The sequence below is a fragment of the Candidatus Soleaferrea massiliensis AP7 genome, assembly GCF_000820765.1.
Classification (GTDB): domain Bacteria; phylum Bacillota; class Clostridia; order Oscillospirales; family Ruminococcaceae; genus Soleaferrea; species Soleaferrea massiliensis.
Genome location: NZ_CCYH01000032.1, coordinates 62,598 through 83,025, shown reverse-complemented (window position 1 = coordinate 83,025; position 20,428 = coordinate 62,598). Strand labels below are relative to the sequence as shown.

The following is a 20,428-nucleotide window of genomic DNA, read 5'->3' as shown; positions in this document are numbered from 1 at the left end:
GGGGGAGACCGATGAAGATTGTGATCGTAGAGGATCATCCGAAGATCCGGGAGGAGCTTTCCACCTTTTTGTCGAGGAATGGATACACCTGCGTCTCCTCCGACGACTTTGAACATATTATAGCATTCACATTGGAGCAGCATGCGGACCTGGTGCTGCTGGACATCAACCTTCCGGTATATGACGGCTATTATGTCTGCCGGGAAATCCGGCGGCAGAGCGAGGTGCCGATCATCGTTGTGACCAGCCGTGACAGCGAGATGGATGAGCTGATGAGCATGAATCTCGGCGCGGACGACTACATCACGAAGCCGTACAACACGCAGATTTTATTGCTGCGCATCGCGTCGGTGCTCCGGCGCGCGCAGAAGAATCCGAATCAGGAGCTGCTGGACTGCGGGGGCTTTGTGGTCAATCTTTCCCGCAGTACTGTGGAGACCGGCGGCGATTCGATCGAGATCACCAAGAACGAGCTGAAAATACTGAGCTGTCTGTATGCCAAGAAGGGCTGCATTGTATCTCGGGACGAGCTGATGAAATACCTGTGGGACAGCGACGCGTTCGTGGATGACAACACGCTGACCGTCACGGTCAACCGGCTGCGCCGGAAGCTGGAGACGGCGGGCGTGGCGGATTCCATTCAAACCAAGAGAGGACAGGGATATTTGCTGTTATGAGTTTTTTCACCTTCTGCCGCGATAAGCTCATGGTGTCGCTGATCTATACTGCGGTGCTGACCATTTCGTTCAGCATGCTGTATTTGTTGGGCATCAGCGCGGCCTTGCTGCTGTTTTTGACCATCACATGGGTGCTGGCGGGCATCGCGATGCTGTTGTATGAGTTTTTCCGCCGCCGCAAGTTCTATCAGGAGCTGTTTGACGAGCTGGATGCGCTCGACCAGAAGTATTATCTGTCCGAGATGGTGGCGCCGGCCGGATTTGCCGAATCGGAAATGATCTGTGACATCCTCGAACAGACAAACCGTTCGATGCGGGAGCAGGTCAATTATTACCGGCGGCTGTCCGAGGAATACCGGGAATACATCGAGATGTGGATTCACGAGGTCAAGACGCCGATCGCGTCGTCGCGGCTGATTATCCAGAATCATCAGGATGAGGCGACCGCAAGCATTGCGGAGGAACTGGACAAGGTGGAGGAATATGTGGAGCAGGTGCTCTATTATTCCCGCAGCAGCAATGTCGAGAAGGATTATATCATCCGCAAATTCCCGTTAAAGGATGCGGTATTTCCGGTGGTCAAGAAGCATTACCGGGATTTCACCGGACACAAAATTGTACTGTCGGTCGACAATCTGGAATTTGAGGTGTTCAGCGATACGAAATGGCTGGAATTTATCCTGAACCAGATTGTGACCAACTCGATCAAATATGCCAGGGAAGAACGCGCGTTCATCAAGATTGAAGCGTTCGAACAGAAGGAAAACATTGTGCTGACCATCAAGGACAACGGCATCGGCATCACAAAGCGGGATCTTGGCCGGGTATTCGAGAAGGGCTTCACCGGGGAAAACGGGCGGAAGTACGCAAAGTCCACCGGTATGGGACTGTACATCTGCAAGAAGCTGTGTGACAAGATGGGGCTTGCGATGAAGCTGTATTCCGAGGAAGGGAAGGGGACAGAGGTGCTGATCTCGTTCCCGCGCAGCAGGATGGTGCGGTTTGAGTCCTGACGCTATGCAGGGTCATGGCACAGAAACACCTCTGCCATGACCCTGACGGCAAGCTTGAAGCCGTCGGCAAAGGCCTGCGCGCTTTCGAGACTGGAGACATCCAGCCAGCTTATGGTAAGCTGGTGGTATGCCTCCTTTTGTTTTTCGTTTAAGTTCGACAGGAAGGCTTCTTCAAGATTTAGGGCGGTCTTACAGTCCCGCTGATATTCGTTCGATTCAGGCTGCCGGTTTTCACACGGAAAGATATTTCCGTAATAGAGTTCATGAAGAATATTTTGCATATATATCACCTCAGGTGGTATTATAGCATAGTTTTTTCTTTATTCGACAAAAAACAACAAATTGTAGTGAATATTTTTTAGAAGGCGATGTGTATTCTCAAAATGCGAGAATTGAGAAAGAAAAAGGCATGTCACAGGCACAAAGGGCGGAATATTTGAAGTGTTCCCAACAAGCTTAGAGCGATTATGAATTGGGCAGCGGAATACTCTAACAGATGTGCTTATTAAGTTGGCAAAACGATATGGTGTGTCGGTGGATTATATTTTGGGTTTGTCCGATAAGGCTTAAAACTCATGGAGTGTGTGATACGCGGTGTCAGGCTTATTTGCCGGGTGTCACCTGGCAGTGTGGCTTGGTACCGCTGAAGCGCGGAAGCTGCACCCGGATACTACGCCCTCCTCTAAGTAAGCTTAAATTAAAAAGAAGCGTACGCTTCCCTCCAAAAGCAAACCCCCTCCATTGCAGGCAAACTGCAATGGAGGGGGTTCTGTACGATAACAGGCCAATTTCGTTACAAAATCGATTCATGCAGAAGATCATATCTTCCGAATATCATTCCACGCTCTTCAACGCCTCCACCATATCGATCTTTTTCAGGCGGAAATGCAGAATCAAGTTGACCAGCGCGGAGAACAGAATCGTCAGCAGGATGGCGGTCAGGACACTGGGCGCATCCAATGTACGGATAAACATCACCAGATCGATTTCCGCAGTCTGTATGACGAACGAATGCAGGAAAACCCCGAAGACGCATCCCATTACGATGCCGATGAGGGTCAGGACAATATTTTCACGGTAGATATACGCCGAAGTTTCGCCGTTATAGAATCCCAGCACCTTGATGGTCGCCAGCTCGCGAATGCGCTCGCTGATATTGATGGTGGACAGATTGTGCAGCACGACAAGCGCAAGGATGGCCGCCGCGATTATGACAATCCAGATGATGCTCTGGAACGACTTCATCATATCGTCAAAGCTGCCGCGGATCGTATCGACCCGCACAACACTTTCGGCGGCGTTCAGCTTCAGAAGCTTGCCGGAGGTGTCCGAGAAGCTGTCGTCGGTGATGGTTGGCGACTTGCAGTAGATCAGGTTGTTGAGCGGCTCGAAGCCGGTGAGCTGTTCATAGAAGCTGGCCGTCACATATCCGTAGTGCAGGATGTAGTTTTCCTTGATGGCACTGATCTTGACCTGAGCCTGTAAATTGTCATCCGGGTTCGCAATCGTGATGGTATCGCCCACCTTCACCCCCAGCAGGAGACTCAGCTTCTCATCGATGACAATGCCGTCGTCTTTCAAAGTGAAGGTCTCGCTGCTCTGACGCTCCCGCATCGGCAGGAAGGAGGACAGATCGGTACCGTCCGGCACGACAATCAGGCTGATGCCGTAGGTTTTACCGCCGCTTGAAGCGTCCGCGCTGCGCGAATCAACCGACAGGTAATCAGTGACAAGCTCGCTCTTGTCCAGCGCGTCGTACAGCTGATCAATCTCATACTGCGACGCCTTGGGACTGATGCCGACCTGCATCTGATAGAGGTTCAGCTCGTCGTACTGCTTGTCGACCATCGACATGATCGAGTTGTTGAGCCCAAGCGCGGTGATCAGCAGGCCAGTGCATCCCGCAATGCCGAGCACCGACATCCAGAACCTGCCCTTGCTTCGGAACAGGTTGCGGGCCGTGACCTTCTCCAGGAACGGCAGCCGCTTCCAAACCGGCGTGAAACGCTCGAGCAGGATGCGCTTGCCGGGTTTCGGCGCGGCGGGCCGCATGAGCTTGGCGGGCGCGCTGCGCAGCTCCAGCTTGCAGGCTGCCAGCGCGGTGAGCACCGTGCAGACGACCGACAGCAGCGCGGGCAGAACCGCGAAGGAGATGTCGAACGGATGTACGAGCGGCGGCATCTGGTATAAGGTCCGGTAGGCGTTATAGATCATGACCGGCAGGAGGTTGTAGCCGAACAGCATGCCGAAAATCAGCGCGAGAACGCCGGCGGACAATGCAAACAGGATGTATTTGACCGCGACGGATTTCGGGCTGTAGCCGAGCGCCTTCAGCGTACCCATCTGCATGCGCTGTTCCTCGACCATCCGGGTGATGGTGGTCAGGCAGACCAGCGCCGCGACTAAGAAGAAGATCAGCGGGAAGACGCGTCCGATCGCCTCGATGCGGTCGGAATCCTGCGGGAATCCCGAGTAGGACGGGTTCGCGCTCCGGTTCTGGATGTAGATGGTCGGGGACTCTATCTTGCTGAGCTCCCGCCGCCCGTCGTCCAGCTGCTTTTCGGCTTCGCTGAGCCTGCGCTCGGCGCCCGATTTCTGCGTCTCGTATTCCTTGAGCCCCGCTTCATATTCCGCAAGCCCGGACCGATATTCCGCCTGACCGTTTTCGTAGGCCGTGACGCCGGCATTGTATTCCTTCAAGCCGTCCTTGTACTGCGCAAGGCCCGTTTGGTAGGCGTCCTGCCCTTCGCGGTACTGCCGCAGCCCGGCGTCGTATTCGCTCTGCGCCTTGCTGAGCGCGGACGTGGAGGACTCGAGCTTCTGCACAGCCTGATCGAGCTGTGTTTTGGCCTCAGCCGCCGCCGCGGCCTGCCCGTCGAGCTGCGTCTTCTGCTCTTCATAGAAGTCGGTCATGGTTGGATTTTCTTTGATGAATTCTTCCAGATCTTTGTAAGCGTCGCTGAGCTGCTTCTCAGCCGCGGCGGCGAACGCGGAAACGTCCTTCTTCAGCTGCTGAACAGCTCCCTCATAGTTGGTACCGTAAGATGGAACGCTTGTTCCCAGCTGCTTATAGATTTCGGAGAGCGCCGCGTCAAACTGCGATTTACCAGCGTCCAGCTGCTGCCGGCCCGCGTCCAGGTCCGCTTTGGCGCTGTCGAGCCGCTTCAGTGTCTCGTCGAGCTGCCGCTTGCTGTCCTCAAGCTGTTTCTTGGAGCTTTCGAGCTGCGGGCCGGAGGATGACAGCGTGGACTTCGCGCCGTCAAGCTGCTTTTTGGCGTCGTCGAGCTGGCGTTTCGCGTCGTCAAGCTCCTTCTCAGCCTTCGCCTTGTTCTCGTCGTACTCCTTCTGGCCTTTCTCAAGCTTCTCGATCAGCGGTTCCTTGATCGTTTCAATCCGAAGCTCTGACAGGGAGGATTTGATCGAATCCAGCTCATCGGAGCTTCTTTCAATCAGGTCGTCGTATTCGTCGCTGAAGCAGGAAAGCTCGGAAGCGCCCTTCACCAGCAGATAGACCTCGGTGTAGTAGTCGAGGTCGAAGGCGTCGCGCGGCACGAACACGACCGAATCGAGCTTGCCGTCCCCAATGGAGGTGTAGCCGTGGTCCAACGCGATATACTGCGGCGAGATGACGCTGCCGACAATCGTATAGTACTGCTGCTTAAGCTCATCATTCTCGGTCTTCAGCATCATCCTGTCGCCGAGCTTGATCTCGCCGCTGCGCAGCATCGTCGCGTCCACAACGCATTCCTGGCTGTTTTGGGGCATGCGTCCTTCCTCGAGTACGGGAAGGTTCATCGCGTCGTCCCCTTCGGGAAGCGCCATATTGTGCGTCAAATATTCGTTTCCGTTCACAAGCGATTTGGTGTCGACCGAATAGGATGGGAAAACCGCTTCGATGCTCGAAAGCGATTTGATCTTTTTCAGGGAGTCGTCGTCGAAGCCGAGTGTCGAGAGCAGCCGGATGTCCATCAGCTTCTGCTCGTCAAAGTACTGGTCCCCGGTGATGCGCATGTCGGCGCCGGTGACGCGGATGCCGATGAAGAAGCCGATGCCCAGCGTCAGAATGATCATAATGGAGAGAAACTGGTTGAACCGTTTCTTGATTTCCCGCAGGATATCCTTCCTGAGTGCGCGCTTGCCCATCACCATTCAATCTCCTCTACCGGCTTCGGATGTTCGTTGTACTGCACCGAGGAAACCTTGCCGTTTTTGACCTTGATGACCCGGTCCGCCATCGGCGTAATGGCCTGGTTGTGGGTGATCAGGATGACCGTCATGCCCTGGTTGCGGCAGGTATCCTGCAAAAGCTTCAGAATCTGCTTGCCGGTGCCGTAGTCGAGCGCGCCGGTCGGCTCGTCGCACAGCAGCAGCTTCGGGTTTTTGGCAAGCGCGCGGGCGATCGCAACGCGCTGCTGTTCACCGCCCGAAAGCTGGGATGGGAAGTTCTGCCTGCGTTCGGAAAGCCCGACCAGATCCAGCACCTCGGACGCGTCGCGCGCATCCCGGCAGATCTGTGCCGCAAGCTCCACGTTTTCGAGCGCGGTCAGGTTCTGCACGAGGTTGTAAAACTGGAACACAAACCCGATTTCGTAGCGCCGGAAGGTCGTAAGCTGCTTGGCGTTATACTGGCTGATGTCCTTGCCGTCTACGAGAATCTGGCCGCTGTCGCAGCTGTCCATCCCGCCCAGGATGTTGAGCACCGTCGTCTTGCCCGCGCCGGAAGGGCCGACCACAACGGCGAATTCCCCCTTTTCGACTGAAAAGGTGATGCCGTCCGACGCCTTGATGACGACCTCGCCCATCCGGTAGGTCTTGACAATGTCGATAAGTTCTATAAATGAAGCCATAAGCCCCTCCTTGTCATACCTTTCAAGTGTAAGCCCATTATAGCTGTAAAAAGAAAGCATTTCAACCGAACGATGTGAATGGAATTCAAAATTAAAACACGTATTTTTTAGAATTATCGTTTTTATAAGGGAATTGCATGAGGATGCAGGGGAAAACAGGTGAAAAACATCTGTGCGAGCGGTGCAGGTGTTGAATATACACGTTTTTTTCATGTTTTCCAAAAAAATGGCCTGCAGACATAAAGGTTTGGAAGAAAATGGCGTGCGGATATGCGGAAATCCGGTCTATCCTCTGTAGGTGAAATGTCCTTACTGGAAGCAGTGTGCAATTAATTTCACAATTTAATTAATATTCTACGAATATTGCGTGATAAAGATGTATATATCTTGTCCTTCATATGCTATAATGATAAAAAGGAATCCTCACGGATTCTTGCCAAACCAATAAATCTTGCAGTCCAATATAAGGGAGGTATCGGTTGCAAAGAAATGTGAAAAAGGCATCCATTAAAATGATGAAAGAAGGTCTTATGAAATGAGTCAAAAACTGGGCAAAAAAATTCTTTCCATACTGCTGTGTACCTCGATGGCACTGGGCAGCTTCTCGCTGACATCCTTTGCGGATGAATCCGATATCTCAGTCAGCGAGCAGGACAACGTTGTTGCAATTGAAAATGCAAACGTCCGACTGGAATACGACCTTGCCAAGGGCAGCTACGATGCGATTGACAAGCGGCACAACACCACCGTCCTGGAGGATGCGTACAGCTCCTACAACGGGGAACAGTCCTTGGACAACGGCTACACCTTCAGCTACACCACTCAGCAGGTCAGCGATACGCTCGGAAACGGCACCATGCTGATGATCAAGGCTGAAAAGGCGGATTCCTTCACGCAGTATCTCGGCTTCTCCCTGTATGAGGGCAGGGACAGCATCATCGTCTCGCCGGGTATCGAGAACACGACCGACGAGATCATCAAGCTCATGGAATTCCGGCCAATCGACCGTGCGACGGCGTTCCCGGATGCCGAGCTCAAGAACCTGAGCATGCTCGACGGTAACAGCGGCCATTGGGAGAATGTCGATTCCCTGGGAAAAAGCTGGAACAAACAGTCCACCTCGGTGCGGCATTCCGGTTCGGTCCGCTGCCGCAACAACATCCTGGTGACCTATGGAACCGAGTTCGACATGCGCTCGCTGGTCATCGGCGGCATCACCTACCACGAATTTGAAAAGTACACCCAGACCGGATTAAAATCCGACGACAACGCCGGCTCGTCCAATCTGGGCTTCGAAAAGAACCACAATGTTTCGATGTACGCGAAGGACCCATATGGCAAGCGGGTGGATCCGGGCACGAAATATATGCCGGACGACCGCTTCTACATCGATTTCTCGATTGACAGCCCGTTTGAAATCCTGGAAAGCTATGCGTTCGCGTTGAAGGACGCGATGGAAATCAACATCAGCTATTACGGCTATCCGACCCTTTGCCTGTGGAACATCGGCCATTACGGCACCGGCGGCAGCGTCAACAACGCGACCAAGGGCGTCGGCGTCATGGATCAGGTCGTCAAATCCGGCTTTCTGAAGTACACGCCGGTTGCGGTCCGGCTGGAGCCGGACACCTACTCCCGCATACAGTCCGACGGCACCTTCAAATCGAACGAGCAGGGCTGGTGGGATGACGAGCACTGGCTCAAATACGGGCATCTGACCAAGGAGTACCCAACCATGAAGGCGTGGGGCGATGCAATCGCGGAGCGCGGCGGTATCCCGCACATCTACATGCAGACCAACGCGATGTCCGAGGATATTGCGAGGCTGAAACCTGAGTGGCAGCTCTTCAATAAAAACACCTTCTGTTATACCGAGCCGGAGGACTACGACGGCGCGAAGTACGACCCGCAGGGCGGCAAGCTCTGGGACCGCCTGGGCGGCGCGAACGGTTCGAAGCAGGGCTGGGACTACACCGACCCGGATTTTGTCAAGCATATGGAGGGTGTCTATGAGAACCTGAGGGTCTCCGGCATCAAGGGCATCAAATTCGATTATGTCGATACAGCCTGGAACACCGACGGCTTTGACGACCCGTACACCACTACCGCGGCAGCATACCGCAAGGTGTTTGAGGTTGCCAAAAAAGGATTGGGTGAAGGCAGCTTTATCGATGAGAGAACGCTTTACAACGGCATGGATCTCGCGCTTGGCACGGTGGATTCCCAGCGTATCCAGACCGACAACGGCAAGATCAACAAGGAGATGATCAGCCTGGGCGGCCTTCGCTGGTACAAGGACCGCGTCGTCGTCAACTACGACTTCGACAGCAAGAACCTGAACGCCATGACGACGAGGGACAGCCTGCGCAACCTGCTGACCATGTGCTACGCGACCAGCGGACGCATCGTGCTCGCGAATGTCTTCGACACGCTGACCGAAGAGCAGGTGTTCGATGTTTCCCGCATCTTCCCGATGCACGACTACGAAAAGAGCCATCGTCCGGTCAACGCGTTCGTCAAGAGCCTGCCGGACATCTATGCCATGGAAATCGAACCGGGCTGGCAGTCGCTGATCTTCTACAACACCAACGATTCCAGCGCGCAGAAATTCTCCACGAAGCTTTCCGGCGATATGGCGTTCGGCGGTTTGGAGCTGGATGCAAACAAATACTATTACATCTACGACTTCTGGAACGACAGCTATGTCGGCCGCTTCAAGGGCAGCGACGTCTTTGAGGATACCGTCCGCGCGGGCGAAGCGCGGGTTTATGCGGTCCATGAGGACAAGGGCGTGCCGCAGCTTCTGTCGACCAACCGCCATCTGCTGCAGGGCGCAATCGACACTGAGAATATTCAGTGGAACGCGTCGAGCGACCAGCTCACCGGCACGCTGAAGGTTGTCAAAGAGGATACATACAAGGCGGTCTTCCACATCCCGACCGACAAGAAGATCAAGGATTACAGCGTCGATCAGGGCAAAGCTGAAATCAGCATGGTCGGCAGCAATCTCGAACTGACCGTCAATACCGAAGAGAATGCCGACGTGAACTTCACGCTGACCTTTGAGGATAAGCCGTATGTGGCAGTTGAGAATATGACCATCGACCAGCACGAGCTGACCATCAAAAAGACAGAGACCGCACAGCTTTCCGCAGTCTTCACGCCTTCCGACGCGTCGGTTCAGGATGTCGAATGGACTACGAGCGACGACACCGTTGCGACCGTGAACAGCCGCGGCATTGTCACCGGACAGAAGGTCGGAACCGCTGAGATCACCGCGGCCAGCGCCGAGGGCGGCTTTACGGATACCTGCCTGGTCACGGTCGAAGCGCTGCCGGGTCCGGACTTCGAGTTCCCGCATTTTGAGGACTTCGAGAACTTCGGCGAGCTGCAGATGATCGACTGGTATTCCATGATGGGCCAGTGGGGAACCAAACAGGAGGGCTCCAATACCGTGATGGCGTCCACAGCCGGCAGCGGCAACTCCGCGCTCTATTATGGCAGCCCGGACTGGGAGGACTATGCGTTCGAGGCGGATGTCCGGCTCGACACCACCGCAACGGCGGGCCTGCTGATCCGTGCGGAAAAAGACAGTCTGAGAAAAGCTTATATCACCGACTTTGAGAAAGGACAGCTGCGCGTCTTCTCCCGCGATAAATCCTCTGCGAAGGTCACTGTGCCGAACCAGACCTGGAATGTCGGCGACTGGCACCATATGCGCATCGAGGTGGAGGGCAGCAAGATCCGCGGCTACCGTGACGGCATCCTGATCGGCGAGATCACCGATTCGGGTCTCAAAAAGGGCATGGTCGGACTCTTTACCTACAACGGCAAGGCGTCCTTCGACAACATCAAGATCGTCCCGCTCGACTATGTGGACGAGGGCGAGCTGACAGACCTTCAAATGGGCAGAGAAGACGCCACACTGAGAACCGGCGAAACCCTGCAGCTCAATGCGGTCAGGACGCCGGCGGATAACAAGCAGGATGTCTTCTGGTCGTCGGGCGACGAATCGGTCGCGACCGTCGATGAGAACGGATATGTCACGGCTGTGAAGCCGGGCAAAACCACCATCGCCGTCGCGAATGGGGATGAGTCGCTGCGGGCGATCAGTGAAGTGACAGTCGTCGACGAAGCCATGACGCTGTTTGCCGACGACTTCGAAAGCGGCAGCATGAAGGGCTGGTCGGTCCTGGAAGGCGAATGGGCTGTCAAGGATGAAGGCGGCAACAAGGTCATGTCGGTGCTCAGCACCAATGACGGAAAGCGCGCGGACATCTTTGCGGGCAATCAGAACTGGAAGAACTACGTGTTCGAAGCGGATGTCCGTCTCGATTCCGGCAGCACGGTCGGCATCCTGGCGCGCGCCGACCAGAACGAGCTGAAGAAATCCTACATCCTTGACTTTGAGAACGGCAAGATGCGCATCTTCTCCAGAGACAACAACAAGGCCCGCGTCGAGGTGCCGGGCTTCACGCTCGACCATGGAAAATGGTATCATTTCCGCATCGAGGTCGAAGGGGATACCATCCGCGGCTACCGCGACGGACAGTTCATCGCCGAGATCAAGGACACCGGCCTGCCAATCGGCCAGATCGGCCTGTTCTGCTTCAACGGCACCGCTTCCTATGACAACGTGAACGTCTTTGTCCCGGGCATCGAGGGCAATGTCAGCGGCAGCGGAAAGCTTGGCGTCACAGACCTTCTGCTGATCAAATCCGAGATCCTGGGCCGTACAGCGTTTACCGACACACAGAGGATGCTGGCCGACGTCAATCAGGACGGCATCATCAATATCTTTGACCTGGTCGCCATCAAGATGAAAATCCTGCGCGGCTAAGGAAGAATGCCATATGAAAAGTCAGTGAATCGATTCTTTTAATAGAAGCGGTACGGTGTCTCACACTGAAAAAACATAGGAGATAACAGATCTCTAAAGAAAGCGAAAGCCGGTTATGACAGGCTCCATACGGAACTGTCATAACCGGCCTTTGCCGTTGTGGGTGAACGTATAATATAAGAGAGAAGATGATATCGGTGTTGGACGCGCCCTTTCGGCTGTACGGCGAAATTCCGCAGGAAGCCCAGGAGGGAAGGCGTCAGTGCTCGGAACGCTTCTGGCTGCGCAGCAAAACTTCGTTGATCACAAAGATCGCGGCGACTACCAGGATCAGCAGGACCGGCAGCAGCTCCAGCGAGAAGGCCGACAGCAGCACGCCGATCCCGGCTGAGATGATCGATCCGCCAAAGAACGCTGCGCCGACCTGGTAACCGATGAGCCGATCGGACACCGCTTTGGAGAAACGCCGCGGCGTTTCATGGATCAGGCATGGATAGATCGGCGCAAATCCCAGCCCCATCAGCACAACGCCCACCATGGCGCCGGTAAATGTCGGAGCGATGCCGATGCAGATGCCGCCGGCCACCGCCAGCGCGACGCCGATGCGGACGACGGCCATATTGCCAAGCCGGTTGGCGACGATGCCGGCAAGCAGACGGCCTGCCATGACAGCCGCGAACAGGAAGGTTGCGGACAGCGCCGCAAGCTCTTCGGGCACACCGCGGGATTCCACGAGCATGCTGGTGACCCAGACGCTCGCCGAATACTCGACGCCGGTATACAGAAAGAATATAAATATCGAAAGATACGGCCGGATACCGACAAACTTGGAGGATTCCTTGACGGTCTCCTGGCTGGACACGACGCTGTCCCCGGTTTCATCCCAGCTTTTTCTGACAAGCAGGATGGTCAGCAGTACCGACGGAAGCAGGAAGATGGCGCCCACCGCCCAGTATCCGCTCCGCCAGCCTGCGCCGGCGGCCAGTCCCTGCGCGATCAGCAGCGGGCCGATTGACGAGCCGACCGACCAGAAGCAGTGCAGCCAGTTCACATAGCGCGAGGAATACTGGTTCGCGACATAGAGGTTGATGCCGGCATCCACGGCGCCCTGCGCGAGTCCCAGCGGAACCGAGAAGACCGCCATCCAAAGAAAGCTCGGGGCGCACGCAAAGCCGGCCAAAGCCGCCAGATTGAGCAGTGCGCTGAACAGAGCAACCCTGCCGATGCCGAAGCGGCGCAGCACCTTTTGATTGAGGATGCTCGAAAGCGCCGACGCGCAGAGCATCAGTGCGCTGAGAACGCCCATGCTTTCCAGGGACAAGCCAAGCTCGGTCCGTGCGGAGGGCCAGGCTGCGCCCAGCATGCTGCCCGGCATGCCCTGGCAGATGAACAGGATGTAGACGATAATCAGAAGAATCCATTTCTTGCGGTTGTTTTTCATGACGGCGACTCCTTTGAAAGCGGGAGCTTCGGCAGAATGTACTCCCTGGTCAGATGGTATAATCCGGACAGATAATCCTCCCGTTCGTTGTCGGAGGAGATGATCAGCGGCATCACCTTTTCGAAGATGTATTGATCCGCTATGCTGCGCACATCGTCCGGGTTGATCTGCATGGCCCGGTATTTCCGGCCGCCGATCACCACGAAACTGGGATTGACGACACAGCAGAGCACCGCGATGGTGCGCGCTATGATGTGTTCCATCTCCGTCCTGTCGCTGGTGACCAGCAGGTCCGCGATCATTTTATTCGGTGCGATCGGAAGAAATCCGAGCTCGCCGGCAAACTGGTTCGCCCCCTTGACAATGCGGCCATCCGAAATGATGCCGGTACCCATGCAGCCTTCGTTAAAATGGATGTAGGCCATATTGATGCTGTCAAACGGACAGCTTGGATGCTCCCTTGCATACCGCAGGCCGAACCCGACTGCAATGGAATTCAGGTCGTTTTCCAGGATCACCGGCAGGGAGAACGCTTCTTCCAGCTTTACGCCGAGACTGTCAATTTCCCAGAGATTGAATCCGGAGCTGACGTAATAGTGCCCGTTGTCCACGATTCCCGGAACGCCCAAACCGATTGCGCAGAGATCCTGTTCCCGGCAGATCCTCTCGATATGCCGCACAACCGATTCGGCACGGCGGTCGGGAAGCGCTTCTTTGCCCTCTTTCTTAACAAGTCCGGACAGGCTTTGCAGCCGGTAGTGGATATATGGTTCCTCCAGATAGAAGGACAGTATCAGATTTTTATCTGCGTCCAGCGCATACCGCAAGGCGCGCCGGCCGCCGCTGGACTGATCGTAATTGAGCGGAACGATTTCTCCGTCCCGCAGCAGCTCCTCGAGCAGTGTGCGCACGGTGGTGGTGCTCAGGCTGGTCTGTTCCACAATTTCCGCACGGGTGGCGTCGCCGAGGACGGCCAGCGTTTGATAGATCAGAGTTGTGTTCATGCGCTTCATCAGCTGCGGTTTGCCGCTTTCCTGTTCCAAATGCATTGTTTCTTTTCCTCCCCGAATCGGCGGCCCGGTGTGTTGCCGCCATGCTCAGAACGGCCGAACTGGGCGGGATGTTTGAATAAAATCCCGCCTTGGATTTTTTAATACAGTTATCATGATGTTCCGGCGCCGGTCCTATCTCTGCCGCAAAACATATGACAATGCGATATCAGACCATTATGCTTTGCAGTGATTTTCCAGAAGCAGCTTGATGCGGGTGTGAATCCGTTCCGGACAATCGATGCTGCCCGGCAGGATTTTGGGCTTGGTTTTTCCATGAAAATCGCTGCCGCAGGTCATTTCAAGATGGTGCTTGGATGCCTGCTCAAAGTAGAATGCGGTTTGCTGCTGCGTGTGATAGCTGCTGAAAACCTCGATGCCTTCGATGCCCTGCCGGATGATATCCTGCAGCAATGGCAGATTTTCCTTCACGTTGTTGCCGGGATGTGCCAGAACCGCGATGCCCCCCGCCGCGTGGATGGTGCGCAGCGCCTCTTCCAGGCTGATATAGTACAGCGGGACGTCCGCTGTCTTACCCTGTGAGCAGAAGTCCCAATAGAAATTGACCAGTGGATTATCGCTTCTGCTGCCGCCCGGGAAATAGGGTGCGAGAAGCGGGTTGTTTCGATTTTCCGGGATGGAAAGCGCCGCCTCGGCAATGGTTTCGCCGAGTACAACGCCGTCGCGGGAAAGCCGCAGTGCTTCTCCGGTATCGAAGACGATGCCGGCGGCCTGCACAAGCTCCATGCGTTTTTGCGAAGCTTCCTGCTCCTGTTTCAAAACCTGTGCTTCGAGCTGTGCGATGACGGGAAACCCAGGATCTATGAAATATCCCAGCAGATGCAGGTTGGTCCCCAGATGGGTGCAGTCAAGCTCCACAGCCGGGATGCAGAGAATGCCGAGCTTCTCTGCGGCGCGCATTCCTTCCAGGACGCCCCGGGTGGAGTTGTGGTCCGCAATGGCCGCGGTTTTAACGCCGTGCTGCGCGCACAGCGCCATCAGCTGAGACGGGGAGAATTCCCCGTCAGCGCTGTAAGAGGAATGCATATGCAGGTCGATCACGTTCATGGTTTCATCTCCCTAAATGCTTATGACGATAACTTTTAAAAGTTTCTGATGAAAGTATATCGCAGTGGATTTGGTTTGTCAAGAGCTTTTAGAAAAAACATTTCAACTTTTTTTGCGGCCATTATGCTTGTCTGCGGCGGTATCCATCGATACCGTTAAAAAGAGATGCGTAAAGGGAACCCGTTGCGACGAATGATGATTGTTCGATAAAAAATCGAATCATAAAAAGATACATAGTCTTTGTTTCAAGTGGGAATACTATGAAAAACCACATAAGGAGGAATTTCAATGTTCAAACATGAGAAAAAACTGCTGCAGGATGTCCGCGTGGATGCGCCGAACCCCAATTATGCCGCGCTGATGCAGGAACAGCTGGGCGGCCCGCAGGGAGAGCTGAAAGCGGCGCTGCAGTATCTGTCTCAGAGCCAGCGCATCCGGGACCCGGAAATCAAAGACCTGTTTCTGGATATCGCCGCCGAAGAATTCAGCCATATGGAGATGGTTGCGACCTTGGTCAACCTGCTCAACGGCGACCACCTCAACGCAAACAATGCCACCGTCGGAACCGTGGAAGCGCATGTCCTGACCGGGCTGACCCCGATGCTCGCCAATGCGTCCGGATATCTGTGGACGTCGGCTTATGTCAATGAAACCGGCGATCTGGCCGCGGACCTGCTGTCCAACATCGCGGCGGAACAGCGCGCGAAGGTCGTTTACGAGTACCTGTACCGTCAGATCAACGATACCGGCGTAAGGGAAGCCATCGACTTTCTGCTGAACCGCGAAGAGGCGCACAACACCATGTTCCGTGAAGCCTTCAACCGCATTCAGGATACAGGCTCCCAGAAGGACTGGGGCGTGACAGAGGACTCCAAACTTTATTTTGACCTTTCCAGTCCTGGTAAGCAGAGCTTCAATCCGCTGAAAGGCAAGAACAATCCGCCGAGTTTTAATATGTAATATAACAATGGCTATCCAGTGGATGGATAACCTCATAGCGGTAAATCATGAATCAACAAGAAGCGGCGTGACATATGTCACGCCGCTTCCGCTTGAATAACAAAAAAATCAGAGAAACAGACATAAATGGTTTACTCTGTTGGAGTGTGCTATGGCCGGCATGAAAGAAAGCGTTCATGCCTCTACTCTGCCGTTACCTTGCTCAGTTCCGAAAAATAATCTTCGGTTTTCTGGCTGTCCTGGAAGCTGATATAGACATCAACATCATGGGTTCGCTCTATGAGTATAGTTGGCGAGGAATCTGCATCGACAAAGAGTTTATATTTTCCCAAACGCTCCGATTCGAAATTTCCTTTGAGTGTGCTGCCGAAGCCGCCAAAGCCATTGGTTCTTGTGCCGATACCGATTTCCCGCATACTTTTTTCGAGCAGCGTGATATTCTCCACATCGGTAAAATCGATGTTCATGCCATACATGCCTTTCATCTGTATCTGATTATCGGACAGTTCAATTTCCGTTTCTTTCAAGCCGTAGAATAACATCACCGTGCAGACAGCAAGAATGACGATTGCGAAAACCGGCTTGATTGTTCTCCATATCGGATTTGTCTTTTCGGTCATCATTTTTTCCTCCTATTCGTTATGTTCATGTTTGGCGTTATGCTTTGTATTTATTTGATGGGCAACAAATACGAATGCGAACAGGATGTCATGAAGAATGCCTGACGCGCTGTCAATAATTTTGCATCTGTGATCATCCTGCCTTTCTGTTTGTCATCTTAAGAATAACAAACAGAAAGCGATATATCAAGTATATTTGACGTGCATAAAAAATATATAGACTTGGCGGAAAGGACGTCTGGCATGCTTGATGACAGACATCCATTCGACCACTGTAGACGCTTCCTGAGATGATGTCCATCGATTCTGAAGATGCTGAAAAAACGGAAGAAGCCGGCAAAAAGCACGCGAAAAGCTCCATGTGACATATCTTCATCGCATGGAGCTTTTCGCGTGCCGGTACGCTTCCCACAAGTCCTCTTCTGCATTTTTATAGAATGTAAAACCGATACGAAAAAGGGAGCAGCCCAAAAGAAACCGTTAAAATTTCTTTCAGGCTGCTGTATGGTGTTAGAGAGGCTCCTTAGTGGTTGCAGCAGGCCGACTTCGGCTTGAAGGAAGTACAGTCGGTGCACTCGATCTGGGTCGGGTTCGGTTCATGGGTTCCAACCACAATCTTGTCGAGCGAGCAGTAATCAGCTTCGTTGCAGTGGTACTCGCAAGAAGTGACGGTACATCCGATAGACTGGTTTGCTTTACAGTTATGCATGAATTTCAACCTCCTTTTCGTGGATTCACGATTAGTTTGTGCAGAATTTCAAAAAATATAAGAGGGATGTTTTTCTGGTGAAAAAGAAATTTGCATGGTCAGAAAATAAAAGAAAAAGAATAAAATAATGAGTATTATAATAAATTACATAGATAAATATAAAAATCAACGATAATCAACGAAAAATAAATAAATATATGGTATTTTCATATCTTGTGATCAACATTGTATCAATGCTATAATGATGGCAGTGAAAAGAGTACAAAACAAAGAAAATCAGATTTAAATTATTGGAAATTTCGCACAGTCAAAGTGCGCTGGAAATGAGGGGAACAAGATGCCATATGGTCAAAAAATTGACGCGTACCAAAACCCGAAGGAGGATTTTGGAGATTCCGAAATCTACCGCGCGGTTCAGACCGACCAGATCGGATGCGGCCTTCTGAAGCTGGAGCCGGGCGGGACGGCCGGCTACGATGCGGGCCATCAGAATGCCGACGAGGTTTTTTATATTGTAAAGGGAACGGCACGCATCCACTATCCGGACACCGGCCGGTCGGTGATCCTGCACGAGTCCGAATTCATCATGAACTACCGTGACCGCCCGCATGTTGTCAGCAATCCGGGCGATGAAACATTGATATTGCTGTTCGCCTGCTGCGCGGACCGCTGAAGGAGGAAGAATCATGAGCTATGAGATTATAAGCATCGGCGGGCTGCTGGTGGAGATCATGCGCAAGGAGCTTGACAAGCCGTTTGACAAGGCCGCGGACTTGACCGGCCCGTATCCGAGCGGCGACACGCCGATCACCATCAACGCGGCGGCGAAGCTTGGCAGAAGATGCGCGTACATAGGCGTTGTCGGCGACGACGATTTCGGCGCGTGCGTGACCGGAAGGCTTCAAGAAAGCGGCGTCTCGATGGAGATGATCCGCACGGTGCCCGGCGCAACGACCGGCACGGCCTTTGTGTCCTATTTTTCGGATGGAAGCCGCAAATTTATCTACCATTGGCGGCATGCTGCGGCCGGTATGCTCGACGAATGCGATGTCGATCCCAAGAAGCTTGAGGGCGTCAAATGGGTGCATGTGACCGGCGTCACGATCTCCTCGAGCGAGAGCAGCGCGCGCGCCGTCTACAAGCTGATCAGGGAGCTGCCCGAAGGCGCGAAGCTGAGCTTTGACCCGAACATCCGTCCCGAGGTACTCAGCGTCGAAGAGATCCGCAAGCTCTGCGCGCCGGCGGTGGAACGCGCGGACATCATCTTCCCGAGCGCAACCGAAGCGGCGATGTTTACCGGTGCGGCGACCGACGACGAGGGCTGCAGGATCTGGGCCAAACAGGGCAAGATCGTGGTGCTCAAGTGCGGCAAAGAGGGCTGTAAAATCTACAGCGGAGAGGATGTCTTCACGCTGCCGACCTTCCCGGTGGAGGAGGTTCGAAAGGTGGAGGAGGTGGACCCGACTGGAGCGGGCGATACCTTCTGCGGCGCGTTCCTGACGGCGATTCTGGAGGGCCGTGCGCTCAGGGAATGCGGACGCTTTGCCAATGCGGCGGCTTCGCTTTCAATTTTGAAAAAAGGCCCGATGGAGGGGGCGCCCACCAGGGAAGAGGTACTGGAGCTGCTCGGCGAGCAGTGATCGACAGGATAACAAGAAATCATTCGTGGAGTTATTTTTTAAATAGAGAGGTGGGAACGGCCGTTTTAAAATCTGCCGTTCCCGGCTTCCGCCCCGCTTCCATGGCGGGGGAGAGGCCGGAAACAGCGGCTGACGGGTCATCGGCGGATGCAGTCCGCGGCGATTGACGCCGACGCAGTCTATGCATCGGTCACCGGCGCATGGATCAGCCCTGTTTTGCCTGGCTGCCGGCTATTTCGGCAGAACTACCGTATGAGGAGGAATTCAATTTGGTTATCGATATGTGTGTACATCCCGGTTTCCTGAAGGAAATCTGCGGCGATGAGGAGCGTGTGCTGTTCCGCCGCAAGCATTTCGGCCTGTATAAGCAGTCGGTCTGGCCGGTCGAGCTGTTCATCAAACAGCTGGATGCGGCCGGCATTGACAAAGCGGTCTTGATCCCGGAGGATCTCACGGTACGCTGCGGAGATTCCATCGTCTCGAACGAGGAGATCAAAACGCTATGTGAGCTTATGCCCGATCGCGCAGTCGGATTCGCGAGCGTGGACCCGAACCGCGCGGATGCATCTGAGGTGCTGGAGGATGCCTTCACAAGGCTGGGGCTTGCCGGACTGGTGCTCAATCCATCCACCCAGCGGTTTTATCCGGGCGATGAAAAGCTCGCGCCGCTGTATGAATGCTGTATCCGCCATGATAAACCGCTGATCCTGCAGATGGGCGTGAGTCTGCAGCCGGATGCGCCGGCCAAATACGCGAAGCCGCTGTTGTGCGAGGATGTGCTGCTTAGCTATCCGCAGCTTCGGGTCTGCGTCTCGCATTTCGGCTGGCCCTGGGTAACCGACGTTGCGGCGCTGCTGCTCAAATATGAGAACCTCTACGCCGACACCGCCATGCTCTACTATGATTCCCCAAAGGAATTCATGCACTATGTATTTGAAGAGCAGATGGGCAGACACTGGGCGGACCGCACGCTGCACAGCAAGATCCTGTTTGGATCGGGCTATCCGCGCATCGAGCAAAAGCGGATGCGCCAGGCGGTGGAATCGCTCGAGCTGCGCGACAGCACCAAACAGAAGATTCTGGGAGACAACGCGCGGCAGTTTCTTTACGGGGAGGCGGAATAAATGGTAAAGATCAAACACATCCAGGTCATGACCGACGATCATTTTCAGTTTGTGCGCATCAGCGAGCAGGTGAAGGAGGCCGTCGCGGAATCCGGCATCAAAAACGGCATGCTGTTCGTCGTGACGGCGCACACTACGACCGGCATTACGGTCAATGAAGGGCTGTCCTGCCTGGAAAGCGACATGCAGACCACGCTGGAAAACCTGGTGCCGGACGACTATCCGTATGTGCACGCCCACTGGCTGCCGAGCTACGGACGCACCTCTGCGAACGCAACCGGGCATCTGCGCGCGATGCTGACCGGCAACCACTGCGTTTTCCCGATTGAGGACGGCAAAATCCTGTTCGGCGCGGCGCAGGAAATTTACTTTGCGGAGTTCGACGGCCCGCAGAACCGCAGGATCACCATCGAGGTGATGGGGGAATAAAACGGGCACGT

General features: G+C 54.4%; 16 protein-coding genes. 8 read left to right on the top strand and 8 right to left on the bottom strand.

Annotation, left to right across the window (positions count from 1 at the left end):
- The first annotated feature begins 11 nt into the window (after positions 1–11).
- Together BN348_RS08285 and BN348_RS08280 are read left to right on the top strand one after the other, a co-directional pair.
- Positions 12–677 carry a response regulator transcription factor gene (locus BN348_RS08285; protein ID WP_040197404.1) on the top strand — a complete coding sequence of 222 codons (666 nt, stop codon included), beginning with the start codon at positions 12–14 and terminating at the stop codon, positions 675–677.
- Positions 674–1,690 (top strand): sensor histidine kinase, encoded by a 1,017-nt coding sequence (locus BN348_RS08280; protein WP_040197403.1) that lies wholly within the window; start codon positions 674–676, stop codon positions 1,688–1,690. The genes BN348_RS08285 and BN348_RS08280 overlap by 4 nt, the downstream gene beginning before the upstream one ends.
- A gap of 2 nt (positions 1,691–1,692) precedes the next feature.
- Here BN348_RS08280 and BN348_RS08275 read toward each other — a convergent pair whose 3' ends face one another.
- The 3 genes from BN348_RS08275 to BN348_RS08265 all read right to left on the bottom strand — a co-directional run bounded on the left by BN348_RS08275 (position 1,693) and on the right by BN348_RS08265 (position 6,537).
- On the bottom strand, positions 1,693–1,971 hold the full coding sequence (locus BN348_RS08275; protein WP_040197402.1) for a DUF6809 family protein: 279 nt from the start codon (positions 1,969–1,971) through the stop codon (positions 1,693–1,695).
- A gap of 553 nt (positions 1,972–2,524) precedes the next feature.
- The gene (locus BN348_RS08270) at positions 2,525–5,833 is read right to left on the bottom strand and encodes an FtsX-like permease family protein (protein ID WP_197068315.1); all 3,309 of its coding nucleotides are present in this window, start codon (positions 5,831–5,833) and stop codon (positions 2,525–2,527) included.
- Entirely contained in the window at positions 5,833–6,537 is a 705-nt protein-coding gene (locus tag BN348_RS08265; protein WP_040197400.1) for an ABC transporter ATP-binding protein, read from the bottom strand. The genes BN348_RS08270 and BN348_RS08265 overlap by 1 nt, the downstream gene beginning before the upstream one ends.
- Positions 6,538–7,072: 535 nt before the next feature.
- Between BN348_RS08265 and BN348_RS13205 the strand changes: the two genes are divergently transcribed.
- Positions 7,073–11,377, top strand: coding sequence for an Ig-like domain-containing protein (locus BN348_RS13205; RefSeq protein ID WP_052446825.1), 4,305 nt, complete (start codon positions 7,073–7,075; stop codon positions 11,375–11,377).
- 259 nt (positions 11,378–11,636) lie between these two features.
- On the opposite strand, the gene BN348_RS08255 is transcribed toward BN348_RS13205, so the two are convergent.
- The 3 genes from BN348_RS08255 to BN348_RS08245 all read right to left on the bottom strand — a co-directional run bounded on the left by BN348_RS08255 (position 11,637) and on the right by BN348_RS08245 (position 14,935).
- Positions 11,637–12,818: an MFS transporter gene (locus tag BN348_RS08255; RefSeq protein WP_040197399.1), complete on the bottom strand. Its 1,182-nt coding sequence runs from the start codon at positions 12,816–12,818 to the stop codon at positions 11,637–11,639.
- Positions 12,815–13,867, bottom strand: a complete 1,053-nt coding sequence (locus tag BN348_RS08250) for an ROK family transcriptional regulator (protein WP_040197398.1) — start codon at positions 13,865–13,867, stop codon at positions 12,815–12,817. The genes BN348_RS08255 and BN348_RS08250 overlap by 4 nt, the downstream gene beginning before the upstream one ends.
- A 177-nt stretch (positions 13,868–14,044) precedes the next feature.
- On the bottom strand, positions 14,045–14,935 hold the full coding sequence (locus BN348_RS08245; RefSeq protein ID WP_040197396.1) for a PHP domain-containing protein: 891 nt from the start codon (positions 14,933–14,935) through the stop codon (positions 14,045–14,047).
- A 288-nt stretch (positions 14,936–15,223) separates the two neighbouring features.
- On the opposite strand from BN348_RS08245, the gene BN348_RS08240 reads away from it, so the two are divergent.
- A complete protein-coding gene (locus tag BN348_RS08240; protein WP_040197395.1) occupies positions 15,224–15,895 on the top strand; it encodes a manganese catalase family protein in 672 nt (223 codons plus the stop codon).
- A 182-nt stretch (positions 15,896–16,077) separates the two neighbouring features.
- On the opposite strand, the gene BN348_RS08235 is transcribed toward BN348_RS08240, so the two are convergent.
- Complete coding sequence (locus BN348_RS08235) at positions 16,078–16,515, bottom strand: hypothetical protein (RefSeq protein WP_052446824.1); 438 nt, start codon at positions 16,513–16,515, stop codon at positions 16,078–16,080.
- Positions 16,516–17,038: 523 nt separating this feature from the next.
- Positions 17,039–17,224: a DUF1540 domain-containing protein gene (locus tag BN348_RS08230; protein WP_040197394.1), complete on the bottom strand. Its 186-nt coding sequence runs from the start codon at positions 17,222–17,224 to the stop codon at positions 17,039–17,041.
- A 337-nt stretch (positions 17,225–17,561) separates the two neighbouring features.
- On the opposite strand from BN348_RS08230, the gene BN348_RS08225 reads away from it, so the two are divergent.
- From BN348_RS08225 to BN348_RS08210, 4 genes are all read left to right on the top strand, one after another.
- Positions 17,562–17,897 (top strand): cupin domain-containing protein, encoded by a 336-nt coding sequence (locus BN348_RS08225; RefSeq protein ID WP_040197393.1) that lies wholly within the window; start codon positions 17,562–17,564, stop codon positions 17,895–17,897.
- Positions 17,898–17,910: 13 nt separating this feature from the next.
- Positions 17,911–18,864 carry a sugar kinase gene (locus BN348_RS08220; protein WP_040197392.1) on the top strand — a complete coding sequence of 318 codons (954 nt, stop codon included), beginning with the start codon at positions 17,911–17,913 and terminating at the stop codon, positions 18,862–18,864.
- 269 nt (positions 18,865–19,133) lie between these two features.
- Entirely contained in the window at positions 19,134–19,988 is an 855-nt protein-coding gene (locus BN348_RS08215) for an amidohydrolase family protein (protein WP_040197391.1), read from the top strand.
- Positions 19,989–20,417, top strand: coding sequence for a secondary thiamine-phosphate synthase enzyme YjbQ (locus tag BN348_RS08210; RefSeq protein WP_040197389.1), 429 nt, complete (start codon positions 19,989–19,991; stop codon positions 20,415–20,417).
- Positions 20,418–20,428: the final 11 nt, after the last annotated feature.